Below are 16,810 nucleotides of genomic sequence, written 5' to 3'. Positions count from 1 at the left end.
TCTCCTTGTTATATCCTATTTATGCTATTGAACAAATCTTCATGCTGCATGTTAATATCAACACCAATCTCCTGAGCTCTCTTTTTTAGAAGCTCTTTCAGCTCAGAAAATTTCACTTTTGCACCTTGCAAATCAACAAGCATTATCATTGTGAAAAACCCTTGCATAATTGTTTGGCTGATATCAAGGATGTTTACATTGTTTTCCGCCAAAAGGGAAGAAATTGCAGCAATTATCCCGACTTTGTCTTTCCCAACAACAGTTATTATAGCTCTCATTTTTGACTTCCTCCAGTACCTTTATTTTCAAACAAAATTAAAAAACCAGAAGCTAACTTATAGTCTTGCTAAAACCTCACTATATTCAGGAATTGCTGGTATCGCTCCTTTTTTAGTTGCGCAAAGTGCCCCTGCTATGTTTGCCTTTTTTACTATGTTGTATAAAAGAGATTTGTCTATGTTCTCAAACGGCAAGTACTTAGAAATCTCAAAAAGAGTCATACCAACAAAGCAGTCTCCACATCCTGTTGTATCAACAACATCAACTTCAATTGTCTCAACCACTGCAGACTCTCCTTTGTAGAAAAATATACTTCCCTTTTCTCCAAGAGTCACAAGAAAAAGTTTTATTTTGTCCTTTACCATCTGGTAAAACTCATCAATGCTCTTTGCAAACAACAAAACCTCTTCTTCTGACATCTTGAGAATATCTACATAACCTTTTTCAATTGGCAAAAAGATTGCAGAAATAGCTTCTTGCCTGCTTTTCCAAAGAGGTTCTCTGTAGTTTGGGTCATATGAGATTACTGCCCCGCTTTTTCTCGCAACTTCTAAAAGGTAAAAGGTTAGCTCTTTGTTTTCTGGATGTGTCATTGAAAGTGAACCAAAGTGAAATATCTTTGCACTCTTTACTCTATCCAAGTCAATATTTTCTTTTTTGAGGTAAACATCTGCACCGTGCTTTCTTGCAAATGAAAATGACCTTTCACCTTTTTGGTCAAGCTTTACAAATGCAAGTGTTGTAAAATATTCATCTGTGACATTCACACATGAGATATCAACATTGCAATTCGAAAGAGTCTGCAGAATCATCCTTCCGAACATATCATTTCCAACTTGGGATATTAAAAAAGATTTTCCTCCAAATTTAGAAATAGCTGCTGCAACATTTGCTGGGGCACCGCCAGGGTTTGCCTCAAAAAGGTTGTCTTTAACATTCAAAAAATCTATCAGTACCTCTCCAAAACAGACAATGCTCAAAAAGCAAACCCCCTTTTCAGAGAAGTTTTTAGTTACTCTGAGTAATAGTTACACCATAATTATAGAATATTTTTGAGACTAAAGGAAACACTCAGATAGAAAATCAGAGCTGTAAGTTTTGTGGAAAAAATAAAAAAGAGGTGCACAAGGCTATTTTTCCTTGTGCACCAAAAATATTTTTAAGTAAAGGGGGTCTTCTACTGAATATTTTTCCCACCAAGTAATCTTTTATACAAAAAGATTACTAAAAATTCCTCTTTGCTCTTTCCCAAAAGACCTTTCCACATCCCTTCAAAACTTTAAACCCTGTAAATCTATCCTCAACAAAAAGGAGGTATTATTACAGGTTTGCTACCTTGACAGGTTGCTCGAACAAACCTCTTTTTATCTCTGTAGTTGTCATGTGGCTCGCCTTTAACATCTCTGTGATATAATTGCAAGCCTGCCATGGATCTACTCTTTCTCCACATGTGAAAACATCCACAGCTGCATATCCAAGCTCTGGCCATGTATGAATTGTCAAATGTGACTCTGAAATTACCACAACGCCACTCACGCCTTGGGGCGAAAACTTGTGGAACGCTACTTCTCTTACCTCTGCTCCTGCTTTGAGCGCTGACTCTACCATTATCTTTTCAATGAGCTCGCGGTTGTTGAGCACTTCCTTGTCACAACCGTACAGCTCTGCAATAATGTGCCTGCCCAACGCGTGCATCTTCTCTACCTCCTTCTTGGAATTTACTTTCTTCAAATGACAGAATCTATTTTAGCAGATTTATCTTAAAAGTCAATATATTTTTTTAAAAAATATCATTTTTCTTTAAATTTTAAAATTAGCCCTCGCTTTCTTATTAACTTATAAGATTTTCTTTTCTTTATGCTATTGTATGTGTGAAATTTTTAAAACTTAACATTGAATACTTTTTCAATAGCATGTGCAAAGCCACCTTCATCACAGCTCAAAGTTACAAAGTCTGCAACCTGTTTTAGCTTTTCCGTAGCATTCTCAACCGCAACCCCAATACCTGCATATTCAATCATTGAAATGTCATTGTCACCGTCACCAATAGCCATAATCTCCTCTTTTTTTATGTTATAATACTCGGCTAAAAACTTCAAAGCATTTCCTTTAGAGACATTTATATCAGTAAACTCCAAGAAAAAAGGCTTTGAAAACATAATGTTAAATTTCTTTAAAAACTCTGATGGAAGGTTGTCTCTCAATTTCTTCAACCTCTCGTGTTCATCAAAGAATAAAACTTTTGTAACAGGCCTGTCTACAAACTCTAAAAAATTGTCTACCCTCACAGGTTCAAGTCCTGTTAGGTTCCTGTAATACTCCACCTTTTCATTGAACCCCTCAATATACCAAATATTGTCAATGTAGATATGGACATGGATATTTTCTTCCTTTGCGAGCCTTATAAGATCTTTTGCATCATCAGGTTGTATTTCACATCCATATAGTTTTTGGTCAGTTTTGGGGTCATATACCAAAGCACCTTGGTAAGTAATTATAGGATAAAAATTGTCAAGGTCATACGCAATCTTTTTCACAGAAGGATAAGGCCTGCCTGATGCCAATATCAAAATTACATTATTTTGCTTTAAAAACTCAATAGCTTTAAGGTTTTTCTCTGGAATTTTCAAGTCTTTTGAAAGAAGACTATCGTCAAGGTCTGTGGCAACAAGTTTAATCATCTTGCAAATATTTCCCCTTTCTTTTTTAATCATAAGAGTTAATAAAAAACGGTTTGGATATTCACACCTTACCAGGTATTAATATCCAAACCTTAAAACATATGTATTCCCTTTGAAATATTGTAATTATCACTTACTTACTTTTGATGTACAAATATTACATTTCCAGTCATAAGCTTTGGATAAAAGTAGGTAGATTTTTGAGGCATCTTTTCGCCACTTAACGACACTTCTTTTAACTCTTCAACAAGTGTAGGATTTAATATAAATCCGTATTTTCCTCCACTGTCAACTATATCAATTAACTCTTTATCTGACTTTGTGTACTTCAGATTTCTTTGGTGTAATATATCCTCATCAGTGATATTTAATACATCATTTAATACAAGTTTTTGCAAAACAACAACGTCAAGGTTTTTATACGCTTTGCTTCCCTCAACATTTTTCAAGGCTCTTTCAGGATCTTTTAGCTTTATTAAGTAGTAGTTTCTATTGTAAGTATACACTAAGAACGCATACTTTCTATATGCTGCAAGCTTTTTCTTTAAAGGCTCATACTTACCTTCCTCTATATCAAAGTTTTCCTTTAACCTTTCAATAAAAATATTCTCTTCAACATCTGTTGAAAGAACAATTCTGTGGGTTGGAAGGATTACTATACCTTCATCCTCTAACGCTGTCAATGTTATCATAATATAGTTATAATCCGCATCCTTGCTATAATCTTCTTTTTGCATCATCTCTTTTTTATACTCCAAAGCAGTCTCATACCTGTGATGACCATCTGCTATGAAGATTTTCTTGTCAGAAAATAGCTTCTTGAGCTTATCTATTATATCATCATCTGATACAATCCACATTCTTTCAAATGTACCAATTCCATTGTAATTTATATCTTCCTTTTTTGCCTTGATACTGTCAAGTACTTGTTTTACATTGAACTCCTTGTCTTCATAAAGTCCAAAAATGCTGCTTATATTTGCGCGTGTGTGTTTAAGAAGATTAAGTCTTTCTTGCTTTGGTTTGGAGAGTGTAAACTCATGAGGAATTACAATCCCTTCTTCAAAGTCAACAAGTTCAAGTAAAACTATTAAACCTGTCCTTTTGTATCGCCTGCCTTCTACTTCAAATTCCTGCTCAATTACATATACACTCTCTTTTTCATCAAATTTCAAAATTCCCTTTTGAATCCACTCATCTAAATACTTTTTTGCACGTGTGAACTTGTTGTTTTGTTCATTGTCACCTTCAAATTCTTTCCCAAATTCAACCCTTATAATGTTGTATTCACTCTTTTTATAAAGTTCCTCACGCTCGCTTTCTGAGATTATATCATAAGGCGGACAAATACAGTCATCTAACTTGACTTCAGGTGAATATCTCAAACCCCTAAAAGCTCTGATATTTGCCATCTTTTGCAAAACCCTTTCTTTCTCAGTTTTTTCTTTTCGATAGCAACTTTTTATAGTTTTGCCATTGTGACTCTCAAGATACCATCTGTATTTTTGAGCTTTTCAACCGCTTCATCTGGCAAAGCCCCATCAATCTCACATACCATAACAGCTTTTTCACCTTTTTTGTTGCGCGAAACCTGCATTGTAGCAATGTTAATTCCGTACTCCCCAACAATTGTACCAATTTTACCTATCATACCAGGCTTGTCAATATTTTGAATAAGGAGCATGTACTTTTCTGGCTTGAAGTCAACTTTGTATCCAAAGAAATCTATAATTCTCCCTTCATTGTTGTAAACTGTACCAGCAAGTTCTAAAACCTTTTCATCTGTTGTAAACCTTGCAGTTATCATATTCTTGAACTTTCCGCCTTCGTGTGTTTTGCTCTCAATTACCTCAATGCCTTGTTCTTGTGCTAAAACTTGAGAATTCACATAATTTACAGTGTCCTGAACAGAAAACTCAAGATAGCCTTTCAAAAGTGCACGTGTGAGCCATGTTGTCATCTTTTCATCTATCTGTCCGCTATAGATAATCTCTATTTTCTTCGCAAAGACTCTTTCTGCTTGGATGAAAATCTTGCCCATTGCTTCAGCAAGTTCTAAGTATGGCAAAATCTCATCAAGTTTTTCTTTCTCAAATGCAGGAAGATTGACAGCATTTTTTGCAATGCCGCCTTTTAGCACTGCTGCAACCTCTTTTGCAACAGATACAGCAACATTCACCTGCGCTTCTTGAGTTGACGCTCCTAAATGAGGTGTAATTACAACATTGTCAAGCTCCAAAAGTGGGTTGTAATATTCCTGTTTCTCAAGCTCAAAGTTTGGCTCTTTCTCCAAAACATCAAGCGCTGCTGCTGCAACAATACCTTCTTTTATCGCATTGTAAAGGTCTTTTTCATTGATAACTCCACCGCGTGCACAGTTTACTATCCTAACACCTTTTTTCATTTTTTTGAATTCTTTCTCGGAAATTAAATTATAAGTCTCCGGTGTCTTGGGTGTGTGAATTGTTATAAGATCAGATTCTTTCAAGAGAGTTTCAAAATCTACCTTTTCTACGCCATATTTTTTGAACTTCTCATCAGAGACATATGGGTCATACGCAATAACTCTCATTCCGCACGCTTTTAGTCTTTCAGCCACCAACGCTCCAATCTTGCCAAATCCGATAATTCCAGCTGTCTTTTCGTATAGTTCAACGCCCTTGAACTTACTTCTTCTAAAATCCCCCTGTTTGCAAGACATATATGCCTGTGGAATGTACCTGAATATGCTGAATATAAGTCCGATTGTGAGCTCTGCAGCCGCCATAATATTGCCATCTGGAGCATTGACCACAATTATACCTTGTTTTGTTGCAGCTTCTACATCCACATTATCAATTCCAACGCCTGCCCTTGCAATCACTTTTAAGTTCTTCCCACACTTAATCATCTCTTCATTTACTTTTGTAGCACTTCTGACAATTAAAGCATCGTAGCCGCCTATAATGTTGCAAATCTCTTCGTGCGAAAGCCCTATTTTTTCGTCAACTTCAATTCCTTCATTTTTTAAAATCTCTATACCTTCTTTTGCAATCCTTTCTGTAACCAATACTTTCATTTACTTATCTTACCTCCTTGGCAATTTCTTGAAGCACTGCTTTAGTTGCTTCTCCAACTTCAAAATTTTTATAACCGCACTCCAAAAGTGCAAGCTCAAAACACTCAATTGTCTTTAAAAGATCAAACTCGTCAACGTATCCCATGTGTCCAATTCTTATAATCTTCCCTTTAAGTGATGCTTGTCCTCCTGTTACCATTATGTCATATTTTTGATTCATTATCTTTCTTACCTTCTCTATATCAACACCTTCTGGAGACTTGATTGCAGTGATAACAGCAGAAGAGTATTCCTTTTTGGGTAGAAGTTCTAAATTCAGCTTTTCAGCAGCAAGTTGGGTAAGATGTGCAAGTCTTGCATGTCTTTTGAAGTTGTTTTCAAGTCCATAGTCAAGAATAAGCTTCAGTCCCACATCAACAGCTCTAATTAATGTCACTGCAGGAGTGAATGGTGTGTCTTGGGTTTCTTTTAAAAGGTTGTCCTGGTACTTCTTAAAGTCCCAGTAGAATTTTCTCAATTTTGAAGTCTTATAAAATTCCCATGCCTTATCTGATACAGAAACAAAAGCAAGTCCAGGCGGGGACATCAAAGCTTTTTGAGAACCTGTAACAACAACGTCAACTCCCCACTCATCAGTCTTTAAATCAATTGCACCAAGCGAACTTACAGCATCAACAATTAAAATCTTGTCTGTATTTTTTAGATACCTTGCAAGCTTTTCTATGGGGTTTGTAACACCTGTTGATGTTTCGTTGTGAGTTATAAACACACCTTTTATATCTCTGTTGCTTTCAATTATTTCAATTACTTCATCTATATTTGCAACATCCCCATAGTTATATTTCTTCTCAATAACATTCAAACCAAATGTTTTGCATATATTTATAAACCTATCACCAAAAACCCCCACTGATACAACTAAAACGGTATCGCCTTCAGAAAAGAAATTGACAGCACTTGCTTCCATTGCACCAGTACCCGATGCTGCAAAGGTGAGTACGTTGTTCTTTGTTTGAAAAACCTTTTTTAGGTTTTCGTTAACTCTTGAAAAAATTTCACCAAATTCTTTTGTTCGATGATGAATAATCTGCTGTGACATGGCAGCAATTACCTCTGGTGGAAGTGGAGTTGGACCAGGCGTCATTAAAAGCTTTGGTTTTCTCATGGTTATCATTCTACCCCTTTCAGCAAAACTAAATAATTATTTAAGTTTGATTATATCTAAACTACTTGGCAATGTCAATAATTTGACAATCTTATTATTATACATTTTATACACAATCAAATGAAAACTTTTTGTTAATCTACAACAATTACCTCATACCTATCAAAGGACATCAATAAACAAAAAGCCGGCACATTAAGTCACCGGCTTTTTTAAACTCTAAATTCTATCATTCTCTTGTCTTCCTTCTTTATCTTTTTCTTCATCTTCATCTTCATCTTCATAATCTTCGTCATATTCTTCCTCATCATAATCTTCAACCAGCTCGTCAAGGTAGATAACTTCGTTGCAGTTTGGACATTCAATTTCGTCCTCGTTTAAGTACTCATCTTCTTCTAAGTAGAATGTCACTTTGCAATTTGGGCACGTAACTTCAACTAAATCTTCGTCCTCATCTTCTTCGTCATAGTAATCATCATAGTCTTCATCATCATAATCATAAACTTCATCTTCTAACTTTTCTAAATCCTCATCGATATTCTCAACCACATCTTCAAGGTCAGCGTATTTCACATCTAATTCATTTATAGCATCTGCAAACTCGTCCAGCACATCAATGATGCTTCTTATTAATTTTCCTTCTTTTGACTCTTCGCTCACCCCAAGCCCGTCTGCTAAACCTCTTAAATATGCTACCTTTTCATATAAGTTTTCCATAAAATTAGCCTCCTAAAAATAAGATAACCTCTTTCTATACTTAATATTTACCCATCAAAAATTGTTTATACACACTTATATAAAACTTGTAAAATCCATTAAATTAAACTCTTGACAAATACTCTTCTGTCGAGGTGTCAATCTTTATTTTATCACCAACATTGATGAACAGTGGTACTTGAATAACAGCGCCTGTCTCTACCTTTGCAGGTTTTGTAGCACTTGTTTGAGTATCACCTTTGAAGCCCGGTTCTGTGTCAATGACCTCAAGCTCAACAAATCTTGGAGGTTCTACACCAAACACAACACCGTTGTGAGAAAGTATTGTAACTGTCATATTTTCTTTTACAAACTTTAATGCATCGCCAACCATCTCTTGGTTTAGTGCTATCTGCTCATAGGTTTGAGTGTCCATAAAATAATAAAGCTCTCCATCGTTGTAAAGATACTGCATCTCTCTTCTTTCAATATGTGCAAGTGGCATTCTCTCATCAGGTCTGAATGTCTTTTCAATTATTGCGCCAGTTTTTATATTTTTTAATTTTGTTCTCACAAAGGCAGCACCTTTACCAGGTTTTACATGCAAAAACTCAATTACTTGAAAGATTTGACCATCGTACTCTATTGTCAATCCTCTTCGAAAATCGCCCGCTTCAACCATTTGCTTCCCTCCACCATAAAATTTTGCTCTTCTATTTTATCAAAAAATTTATACTTTTTTCAACCAAATTAGAATTCCTTCACATCCTCTTTATTCTCTTCGCATACCTCTAAAATCTTGCCTTTTGACTGGGTACCATAAACTTTTTCGACTTTTGCATAGACGTATTTACCAACAAGGTCAGAAGCATTATCAAACTCTATTCTGTTCTGGTTGACATATCCAATAGCATTCTGGCAATTGAACTTGTCTTCTTCCTCAACGAATGCTAAAACCTCGTCACCCTCAGAAAGTGCACCACACAACGCCATGTAATGGTCAGCATCTTTTACAGGACATATTGTGAACTTATTGATATGGATGTTAGAAGAAGCCTTTAGGTATATCCTCTTCTTGTACTTTTCTTGAAGTTCTTTTATTCTATCAACTTCACCCTTTCTCAAAACCTCGCACACCTTTGTGTTTATCTCAACAAAAAACTTTTCCTCAACTCTGTTTTTAAAGTACCATTCAATCTCTTTTAATACCTGTGACGCAACCGTCTCAGGCGACAGGATTTTACCGGTTCCTTGACAGTACGGACAGCAAGTTTGCAAAACACAGCTGAGCCTCTGTCTTACTTTCTTTCTTGTCATCTCAACAAGCCCAAGTGGTGTTATTCCAACAACAACAGTTTTTGTCTTGTCACGCTTTAAAGCATCTTTCAAAGTCTCCAGCACAAGCTTTTGATGTTCTGGATTTTTCATATCTATAAAGTCAATAACTATAATTCCCCCAATATCACGAAGCCTCAGCTGCCTTGCAATTTCAACTGCTGCCTCAAGATTTGTTTTGAGGATTGTTTCTGAAACGTCATTTTTACCAACAAACTTTCCTGTGTTGACATCTATCACAGTCAATGCTTCTGTTTCGTCTATTACTATATACCCACCACTTTTTAACCATACACGTTTTGACAATGCTTTTTGCAGTTTTTGTTCTATCTGAAAATACTCAAATATGTTGGTGGCAAGATTAAAATATTCAACCTTACTTTTAAGACTTGGAGCATATGTTGACAAAAATTCTATTATCTTGTTATACTTTTTTCTGTCATTTATCACAAACCTATCAACCTGATTTGTGAACATATCCCTTACCGCTTTAAAGACAAGGTCATAGTCCTTATATAAAAGAACAGGTGCACTTTCTTTGCTCTTTTGTCTTATCTTCTGCCAAAGGTTTTTCAAAAATTCAAGTTCATTTTTTAATACCTCTTCGCTCTTTCCCTCTGCTGCTGTTCTGACAATAATTCCCATACCCTCTGGCTTCAGTCTGCAAGCAATCTCTTTTAACCTCGCTCTCTCTTCCTCAAGCTCTATCCTCTTTGAGATTCCAATATACTCTGTGTTCGGTAAAAGAACCAAATACCTACCTGGTAGTGTTATATTGGTTGTTACTCTTGGTCCTTTTTGGTCATATGCCTCTTTTATTACTTGCACAACTATTTCTTGACCACATCGCAAAGCGAGCGGATTTGTCTTTATCTCGTAGTACTCCTCTGTATCGCCAAACTCAAGTCTGTTTACATCACCTAAGTATAGAAAAGCATTCTTGTCCTGACCAATATTTACAAAGGCGGCGTCCATGCCGGGCAAAATATTCTCAACAACGCCCTTGTATATATTTCCAACTATACTCTGTTGATCTTGCCTTTCAACATAAATCTCAACAAGTTCTTTATCTTCTAAAACTGCAACTCGTGTCTCACCAAAACTGACATCAACTATAATTTCACATTGCATTATATCACCCTTTGATAATTTACTTTTTCCCTTTCTACTCTTATAATCTTATATTCAATATTATATTCTTCTGAAAATGCTTTAAGTATATCCTCTGGTTTGATATAACTTCCATTTACAACCTTGATATGAAATATAAGCTCTATATTATCCTCTTTTTTTTGGCACTCATAACCTATAAGATAGTCCCAAACACTTCGAAATGTTACTTTTCCATCTTTTTCACGCTTTATCTTTGGGCTTTTTTCCATAAACTCTTCAAAATGTTTACAAAAATCTTCCTCAGCTTCTATAAAACATTTATAATACATATCGCTTACTTGTATTTTATCAATTGCTTCTTCAATTTTCAATACTTTAAGTCCTTTTGGCAAAATTAAGTTAAGTCTCTCCACTACCTTCTCATCCAAATCTTCTTCAACATCAACTTCAAACATCTCTTCAGGTGAGCAAAGCCCAACTGCCATTGGCAAAATAAATGTGATTTTGGGATGGGGATTAAAGCCTTCTGTAAATTTGAGTTTGATATTTAGCCTTCTAAAACTTCTCTCAAAAAGCCTCACCATATCAAGATGTGAAATAAAGCAAGAAGGCAGATCCCGTGAAAAGTAAAATCTATACCTTTTTGCCAACACAGATTCCTCCTTTAAAAGTAGCTACCCCACACCCAATACAACTTTCAAAACACGAAGGTGTTGGTTTTGCTTCATATGCAAGCTTGCACTCTTTTATCAAAAACTCTTTTGACACACCAGTATCTATCATCTCCCACGGCAAAATCTCATCAAAATCCCTTCTTCTGTCTGAATAGAACTTGTAGTCAACGTTTGCTTTTTCAAAAGCTAACTGCCATTTTGAAAAGTCGAAAAACTCTCCCCACTCATCAAATTGGCAGCCAAGTTCAAGAGCATTTTTCAAAACGGCTGACAGTCTCCTATCACCTCGTGAGAGTACTGCCTCAAGTTTGCTCAAATAAAAATCATGCCAGTTGTACTCAACATCTTTTATTTTTGACAACTTTTCTTTTAACATTTTCATCTTTCTTTTCATCTCATCAATGCTGTCCTGTGGCTCCCACTGAAACGGTGTATGTGGTTTTGGTACAAAAAATGATGTTGAAACTGTAATTCTGACCCTCTTTTTCAATCCCAGGTCCGAATAAATCTGTCTTATATTTCTTGCAATCTCATATATCCCTATAATATCCTCGTTTGTCTCTGTTGGAAGACCTAACATGAAATAAAGTTTTACATTTTGGAATCCTCTTTCAAAAGCAAGTTTGACTGTAGAGTATATGTCTTCTTCTTGAATGTTCTTGTTTATAACATCTCTAAGTTTCTGCGTGCCTGCTTCTGGTGCAAATGTCAATGTAGGTTTTCTAACTTTTTCTATTTGTTTTAAAAGCTCTAAGGATGTTGAGTCAAGCCTGAGAGAAGGAAGAGAAATATTTACCTTTTTGTCCTCTGTAAATTGTAAGATATTCTTTGCTAAAGTTTCTATGTTGGGATAGTCACTTGTGCTCAGGGAAATAAGCGAAAGCTCGTTACACCCTGTACTTTCAATAAGCTCTTTTGAATACTCTATCACCTTTCCCATACTTCTGAACCTTACTGGCCTGTAAATTACACCAGCTTGGCAAAACCTACATCCACGTCCACATCCTCTGAAAACCTCAACAACTGCCCTGTCATGAACAACTTCAATCAAAGGTGTAATCATCTTTGTTGGAAAGTATACACTGTCCATGTCTTTTATAATTCTCTTTTTTACCTTTCCAGGCACTTGACTTGTTGTTGGAAAAATAGCCTTGATAGTACCATCTTGATTGTACTTTACTTCATAAAACGACGGGACATAACATCCTTCGATGTTTGCACACCTTAGCAAAAATTCCTCTTTTGACATTTCAGAAAATTTATACTCTTTAAAAAGGTCAACAAATTCTAAAATAACCTCTTCGCCCTCACCAATTACAAACACATCTATAAACTCCCATAGCGGTTCAGGATTATACGTACAAGGCCCTCCTGCAATGACAATTGGCATACCTTTGGGCCTGTTTTTACTCTCAAGAGGAATTCCAGATAACTTTATCATCTTTAAAACATTTGTGTAGCTCATTTCATATGAAAGCGAAAAACCTATTATGTCGAATTCATCTAAGGTAGTAAAAGTCTCGAGTGTAAACAGTTTTATACCTTCCTTTTGCATCTTTTCTTGCATATCAATCCATGGCATAAAAGCACGCTCACAATAGACATCTTCTCTTTTGTTCAAAAGATGGTATAAAATCTTTAGTCCCAAGTGTGACATACCAATCTCGTAAATATCCGGAAAGCAAAACGCAAACCTTATATCAACCTTGTTTGGGTCTTTTTCCACCATGTTTATTTCATTTCCAATATATCTTCCAGGCTTTTCAACGCTGTATAGAAGCTTAAATAACTTGTCTTTAACAACCACTTTCTTCCCACACCCTTTCTTTAAAAGTAGATAAATAATAAGCTACAGGCTACCCTGTAGCTAACAAATTCATTGAGTACTTTTACTTTTTATATTATTCCTCAAAGAATATAAAAGCAACCGTGCCCGGTCCAACATATGTGCCAATAACACTTCCTATCTGCGTCACAATAAGCTCTCCCGGAGAAAGTTCACTTTTTATTAGACCTTCATATTCTTTTGCCTCATCTAAGCTTCCCGCATATGAAAGACCACAAACTTGTTTTGTCAAATCAAGTCCTTTATTTTTTACCTCTTCAATTATTCTTGGAAGCGCTCTTTTCATTCCCCGTACCTTGTCAAACGGTTCAACAATACCATCTACAATTTGTAAGATCGGTTTTATATTTAAAATATTACCAATTGTTGCTTTTGCAGGGGAAATTCTTCCACCCTTTTTAAGATACTCCAAGGTTTCAACAGCAAAAAGATGTCGAATAGTCTTTATCTTTTGTTCAATAATCTCTGCAATCTCCTCTGCACTTTTGCCTTCATCTGCTAACCTTTTTGCAATTATTGCTAAAATTCCTGTACCAATGGATGCAGTCTTTCCATCTATGACAAAGATTTTGCTACTATCTAACATATCTCTTGCAATGCAGGCAGAGTTGTACGTGCCAGAAAGCTTTGCTGAAAGATGTATTGACACAACTTCATTTCCTTTTTCAAGCTCACCTTTAAAAACCTCTAAAAATTGATCAGGGCTTGGCTGTGATGTTCTGGGAAGATCAGTAGCATTCTTGAGTTTTTGGTAAAAGCTAACGGGGTCTATTTCCAACCAATCTTTATAAGCTTCTTCTCCAAAGTAGACAGTAAGTGGCACCATTTTGATTCCAAATTTCTCATACATCTGGGGACTTAAATCAGCTGTCGAGTCTGTCACAATTGTAACACCCATCAAAATCCCCCTTATCTACTTTTTATTCCCATTTCACTTTGTCACACCAAGTTAGGAAACCCCAGCTGTCTTAGGGCTTCATAAAGGACAATTGCCACCGCATTAGAAAGGTTTAACGACCTCACATCACTTATCATCGGTATTCTATAAGTCTTGTGTATGTTCTGTTCAATCAGCCACTGAGGAAGACCTGCTGTCTCTTTACCAAACATCAAATAGCAATTGTCTGTGTATGGCGCCTGAGTATAGTACTGTTTCCCTTTTGTCGAAAAGTAAAAGACATTTGCATCGCGATTTTTCTCAAAAAAGTCATTCAAATCTTTGTATATCTTTACATCCAAATACTGCCAATAGTCAAGACCTGCTCTTTTTAAATATTTGTCTTCTAAAGAGAATCCAAGCGGCTCTATTAAATGAAGCTTAGCACCTGTACAAGCACATGTCCTTGCAATATTTCCTGTATTATATGGAATCTCTGGCTCATGAAGCACAATATTGATCGGCATATTCTTAAAACTCAACAGCCTCCTTTCACAGGTTAGTATTCAACAAATGCAACGTCCATATCAATTTTATCACCATTGTCAAGAAGAAGCGGTACACATATATTTATCATCTTTGATGTACTCAAAATCATGTTCTCACCCATAAGTATTGAAGGCGGTGTTATCTCAACTTTGAGCCCTTTTTGTGAAAAAAGCATTGAAGTGTTGCCCATTATCATATTCGCCAACTCGCCAATTGCACTTTTTGCAAGGTCATCAAACTCAGTAACAGGATACCCACCCATCATCTTAGATGCAATATTCTTAGCAGCATCAAGCGACATACAGAAATTAACCTGTCCTTTTATATTTCCTGTCATTCCAATTATGACAACCACTTGTTCTACTTTGTAAGTAGGATCTTTGAGGTATACTTTCCCCAATTTAAAATCAATGTTTGCAACCTGTTTTAGAACTTGTTGACTTGCCTGAATAAATGGATTGATATACTCTACATTTATATTCATCGTATATTGTCTTGCCCCTGTCACAAAAGATTTTGAGACAGCAAGCAAGACTTACCTCCTTTCTCTCACTTTAGTATTTTTTCAAATAAAAATGAACGCTTTATTGTAATAGCTTTTGCAGGACAAAGCTCATGACAGCAATAACACCTAATACACTTTTTCAAATCAATATATGCTTTTCTGCTTCTCAGCTCAATTGCCTGAGCAGGGCAGGCATTAAAACACTCTGCACAACCTATACAAATATTTCTATCAAAAACCGGCCTTGGAGTAAGAATGTCACTTATTATTTTGGCTATAAAATTGGGAAATCTTCCTCTTACAAATGAAATCTCAGGTCTAAGTGGTACTTTAAAATTGTTCACTGCTACCTCTTCCAGTGTTTCGCCTACAATCTCAATCTCATCGGGATTTAAAAGGCCTTTACTTTTAGCTACATTCAAAAGAGGGACATCTTTTATTTCAAGCCCAATAATTTTGCATGCAACAAAATCCAATGCAATTGCATCTTGAGAAATCAAAAGAAGTCCTAAGCTGCGTGGTTTTCCTGCCGACGGTCCTTCTCCTTCCATCCCAACAATTGCATCCATGATATTTAAAATGGGCTTTGCAGTAGAATAAATGTCAAGCAACATCTCCATAAACTTGTCAACTTCTTGCAATCTAAAATGTAATTCTGCCTTTTGCCCACCTGGAACAAGACCAAATAGATTTTTTACAGCACCTGTATACACTGCCATTCTGTGAGTTTTAAGCTTTGGAAGATTAATTAGGCTATCGACTTCAAAATAGGGTGATATAAACGATATCTTTTTCAGAATACTTCTGTCTAACTGGATTTCCTTAGATGACGTATCATAGTTTAAAGTGACCTTTTTATACTTTTCAAGTTCTTTAAGTCCTGCTGCTTGATACACTGCCTCCAATCTTCGTTTTGTGTAAGGTCCACCTGGACTGTCTGCAATTATAATTTCATTCGTTTTTTCTTGGATGATCTTTACAACTGCCTCAACTACAGCTGGATGAGTTGTGACAGCCTCCTCAGGCCTTTTTTTCATAAGTAGATTTGGCTTCAATAACACTTTATTTAATCTTGTAAATTCAAACCCTAATAGGTCTATACCTTTTTCAAGTGCCTTTTTTATATCATCCACATTATATGTATTACATCTCACAATTGCAACCCTATGCATTTACAAATTCCTCCAAAACAAACTTTTCGATAGCCTTTGCAACCCCGTCATTTTCATACGAATCTGTTATGTAGTCGGCAATTTCTTTAAGACTGTCAATAGCATTTTCCATCGCAACCCCCAAACCTGCAAACTCAATCATCTGAAGGTCATTTTCATTGTCTCCTATTGCCATCACCTCTTTTTTGTCTATATTAAGATAAGAGCAGACAAACTCAAGCGCTTTTCTCTTGTTAACCCCTTTCTTCATTACTTCTAAAATATTGACATCCGATTTTGTGGTTTCAATATTTCCAACCTTTTCTTCTATTTGCCTTCTCACATGATCTACCTTTTCTATATCTTTATCAATAATCACAAATTTGGTTATAAGATTTCCACAATCTTTTATTGTCTCTAAGGAATCGTCAATAACAATCTCTATTTTTTCATCATCAGGAAGTTCTTTGTTTTTTTCATAATAAAACCTTGATGAATAGTCAAGCCTTTGTGCTATCATGGTATCTTTGTAGTAATAATGATAATAGATGTTATTAGCCTTGCATATTTTGGCAATCTCTAAACTACTGTCATTGTCAAGCCCTATATAATAGATATCCCTATTTGATTTCAAGTCTCTTATTATTGCACCATTGCAAGCTATGAGAATTTCATCTGAAAGCCCTAAAACTTTTGCAAAGTGCAAAACACCTTTTAGAATCCTTCCTGAGCAGAGTACAACGTGTATTCCTTTTCGTTTTGCAAGTGTAATTGCCGTTTTATTTCTTTGGGAGATTTTCTTTTCGCGGTCTAAAAGTGTCATATCAAGGTCAATTGCAAGTAGTCTGTACATTTTTGCTTTTCACCTTTTTTAAAAAAGA

At 35.7% G+C, this 16,810-nt stretch carries 17 protein-coding genes; all 17 read right to left on the bottom strand.

The features are described 5' to 3' along the window. Positions 1-8: 8 nt before the first annotated feature. Positions 9-278 (bottom strand): ACT domain-containing protein, encoded by a 270-nt coding sequence (locus OTJ99_RS03280; RefSeq protein WP_045165249.1) that lies wholly within the window; start codon positions 276-278, stop codon positions 9-11. Between the two features lie 57 nt (positions 279-335). Beyond that, positions 336-1,259, bottom strand: coding sequence for a carbohydrate kinase family protein (locus OTJ99_RS03275; RefSeq protein WP_045165250.1), 924 nt, complete (start codon positions 1,257-1,259; stop codon positions 336-338). A gap of 340 nt (positions 1,260-1,599) precedes the next feature. Then, a complete protein-coding gene (gene speD, locus OTJ99_RS03270; RefSeq protein WP_045165251.1) occupies positions 1,600-1,974 on the bottom strand; it encodes an adenosylmethionine decarboxylase in 375 nt (124 codons plus the stop codon). A gap of 185 nt (positions 1,975-2,159) precedes the next feature. Further along, positions 2,160-2,960, bottom strand: coding sequence for a Cof-type HAD-IIB family hydrolase (locus OTJ99_RS03265; RefSeq protein ID WP_045165575.1), 801 nt, complete (start codon positions 2,958-2,960; stop codon positions 2,160-2,162). Positions 2,961-3,097: 137 nt separating this feature from the next. Continuing rightward, positions 3,098-4,372, bottom strand: a complete 1,275-nt coding sequence (locus tag OTJ99_RS03260) for a DUF1015 domain-containing protein (protein WP_045165252.1) — start codon at positions 4,370-4,372, stop codon at positions 3,098-3,100. A 50-nt stretch (positions 4,373-4,422) separates the two neighbouring features. Further along, complete coding sequence (serA, locus tag OTJ99_RS03255) at positions 4,423-6,018, bottom strand: phosphoglycerate dehydrogenase (protein ID WP_045165253.1); 1,596 nt, start codon at positions 6,016-6,018, stop codon at positions 4,423-4,425. 4 nt (positions 6,019-6,022) lie between these two features. Next, on the bottom strand, positions 6,023-7,183 hold the full coding sequence (locus tag OTJ99_RS03250) for a pyridoxal-phosphate-dependent aminotransferase family protein (RefSeq protein ID WP_045165254.1): 1,161 nt from the start codon (positions 7,181-7,183) through the stop codon (positions 6,023-6,025). A 219-nt stretch (positions 7,184-7,402) separates the two neighbouring features. After that, positions 7,403-7,900, bottom strand: coding sequence for a CD1247 N-terminal domain-containing protein (locus tag OTJ99_RS03245; protein WP_045165255.1), 498 nt, complete (start codon positions 7,898-7,900; stop codon positions 7,403-7,405). Positions 7,901-8,003: 103 nt separating this feature from the next. Beyond that, positions 8,004-8,561: an elongation factor P gene (gene efp, locus OTJ99_RS03240; protein ID WP_045165256.1), complete on the bottom strand. Its 558-nt coding sequence runs from the start codon at positions 8,559-8,561 to the stop codon at positions 8,004-8,006. A 68-nt stretch (positions 8,562-8,629) separates the two neighbouring features. Next, complete coding sequence (locus tag OTJ99_RS03235; protein WP_045165257.1) at positions 8,630-10,345, bottom strand: Rne/Rng family ribonuclease; 1,716 nt, start codon at positions 10,343-10,345, stop codon at positions 8,630-8,632. Next, positions 10,345-10,980: a TIGR03936 family radical SAM-associated protein gene (locus OTJ99_RS03230; RefSeq protein WP_045165258.1), complete on the bottom strand. Its 636-nt coding sequence runs from the start codon at positions 10,978-10,980 to the stop codon at positions 10,345-10,347. Before OTJ99_RS03230 ends, OTJ99_RS03235 begins: the two co-directional genes overlap by 1 nt. Further along, positions 10,961-12,808 carry a TIGR03960 family B12-binding radical SAM protein gene (locus tag OTJ99_RS03225; protein ID WP_045165259.1) on the bottom strand — a complete coding sequence of 616 codons (1,848 nt, stop codon included), beginning with the start codon at positions 12,806-12,808 and terminating at the stop codon, positions 10,961-10,963. Before OTJ99_RS03225 ends, OTJ99_RS03230 begins: the two co-directional genes overlap by 20 nt. Before the next feature lie 94 nt (positions 12,809-12,902). Further along, entirely contained in the window at positions 12,903-13,745 is an 843-nt protein-coding gene (locus OTJ99_RS03220; protein WP_045165260.1) for a DegV family protein, read from the bottom strand. A 41-nt stretch (positions 13,746-13,786) separates the two neighbouring features. After that, complete coding sequence (trmL, locus tag OTJ99_RS03215) at positions 13,787-14,251, bottom strand: tRNA (uridine(34)/cytosine(34)/5-carboxymethylaminomethyluridine(34)-2'-O)-methyltransferase TrmL (protein ID WP_045165261.1); 465 nt, start codon at positions 14,249-14,251, stop codon at positions 13,787-13,789. Between the two features lie 32 nt (positions 14,252-14,283). Continuing rightward, positions 14,284-14,757 (bottom strand): chemotaxis protein CheX, encoded by a 474-nt coding sequence (locus OTJ99_RS03210; RefSeq protein ID WP_083943538.1) that lies wholly within the window; start codon positions 14,755-14,757, stop codon positions 14,284-14,286. Positions 14,758-14,822: 65 nt separating this feature from the next. After that, on the bottom strand, positions 14,823-15,950 hold the full coding sequence (locus tag OTJ99_RS03205; protein ID WP_045165262.1) for a DUF362 domain-containing protein: 1,128 nt from the start codon (positions 15,948-15,950) through the stop codon (positions 14,823-14,825). Beyond that, positions 15,943-16,782, bottom strand: a complete 840-nt coding sequence (locus tag OTJ99_RS03200; protein ID WP_045165263.1) for a Cof-type HAD-IIB family hydrolase — start codon at positions 16,780-16,782, stop codon at positions 15,943-15,945. The genes OTJ99_RS03205 and OTJ99_RS03200 overlap by 8 nt, the downstream gene beginning before the upstream one ends. Between the last annotated feature and the right edge of the window lie 28 nt (positions 16,783-16,810).

The sequence above is a fragment of the Caldicellulosiruptor naganoensis genome, assembly GCF_026914285.1.
In the GTDB taxonomy this organism is placed as follows: Bacteria; Bacillota; Thermoanaerobacteria; order Caldicellulosiruptorales; family Caldicellulosiruptoraceae; genus Caldicellulosiruptor; species Caldicellulosiruptor naganoensis.
This window is presented reverse-complemented; position numbering and strand designations above follow the sequence as displayed.

Excerpts from the sequence above, each read along its gene's own strand:
- OTJ99_RS03280 (WP_045165249.1), bottom strand. The coding sequence starts at position 278 with ATGAGAGCTATAATAACTGTTGTTGGGAAAGACAAAGTCGGGATAATT.
- speD (WP_045165251.1), bottom strand. The coding sequence starts at position 1,974 with ATGCACGCGTTGGGCAGGCACATTATTGCAGAGCTGTACGGTTGTGAC.
- OTJ99_RS03265 (WP_045165575.1), bottom strand. The coding sequence starts at position 2,960 with ATGATTAAACTTGTTGCCACAGACCTTGACGATAGTCTTCTTTCAAAA.
- OTJ99_RS03260 (WP_045165252.1), bottom strand. The coding sequence starts at position 4,372 with ATGGCAAATATCAGAGCTTTTAGGGGTTTGAGATATTCACCTGAAGTC.
- serA (WP_045165253.1), bottom strand. The coding sequence starts at position 6,018 with ATGAAAGTATTGGTTACAGAAAGGATTGCAAAAGAAGGTATAGAGATT.
- OTJ99_RS03250 (WP_045165254.1), bottom strand. The coding sequence starts at position 7,183 with ATGAGAAAACCAAAGCTTTTAATGACGCCTGGTCCAACTCCACTTCCA.
- OTJ99_RS03245 (WP_045165255.1), bottom strand. The coding sequence starts at position 7,900 with ATGGAAAACTTATATGAAAAGGTAGCATATTTAAGAGGTTTAGCAGAC.
- efp (WP_045165256.1), bottom strand. The coding sequence starts at position 8,561 with ATGGTTGAAGCGGGCGATTTTCGAAGAGGATTGACAATAGAGTACGAT.
- OTJ99_RS03235 (WP_045165257.1), bottom strand. The coding sequence starts at position 10,345 with ATGCAATGTGAAATTATAGTTGATGTCAGTTTTGGTGAGACACGAGTT.
- OTJ99_RS03220 (WP_045165260.1), bottom strand. The coding sequence starts at position 13,745 with ATGGGTGTTACAATTGTGACAGACTCGACAGCTGATTTAAGTCCCCAG.
- trmL (WP_045165261.1), bottom strand. The coding sequence starts at position 14,251 with ATGCCGATCAATATTGTGCTTCATGAGCCAGAGATTCCATATAATACA.
- OTJ99_RS03210 (WP_083943538.1), bottom strand. The coding sequence starts at position 14,757 with ATGAATATAAATGTAGAGTATATCAATCCATTTATTCAGGCAAGTCAA.
- OTJ99_RS03205 (WP_045165262.1), bottom strand. The coding sequence starts at position 15,950 with ATGCATAGGGTTGCAATTGTGAGATGTAATACATATAATGTGGATGAT.
- OTJ99_RS03200 (WP_045165263.1), bottom strand. The coding sequence starts at position 16,782 with ATGTACAGACTACTTGCAATTGACCTTGATATGACACTTTTAGACCGC.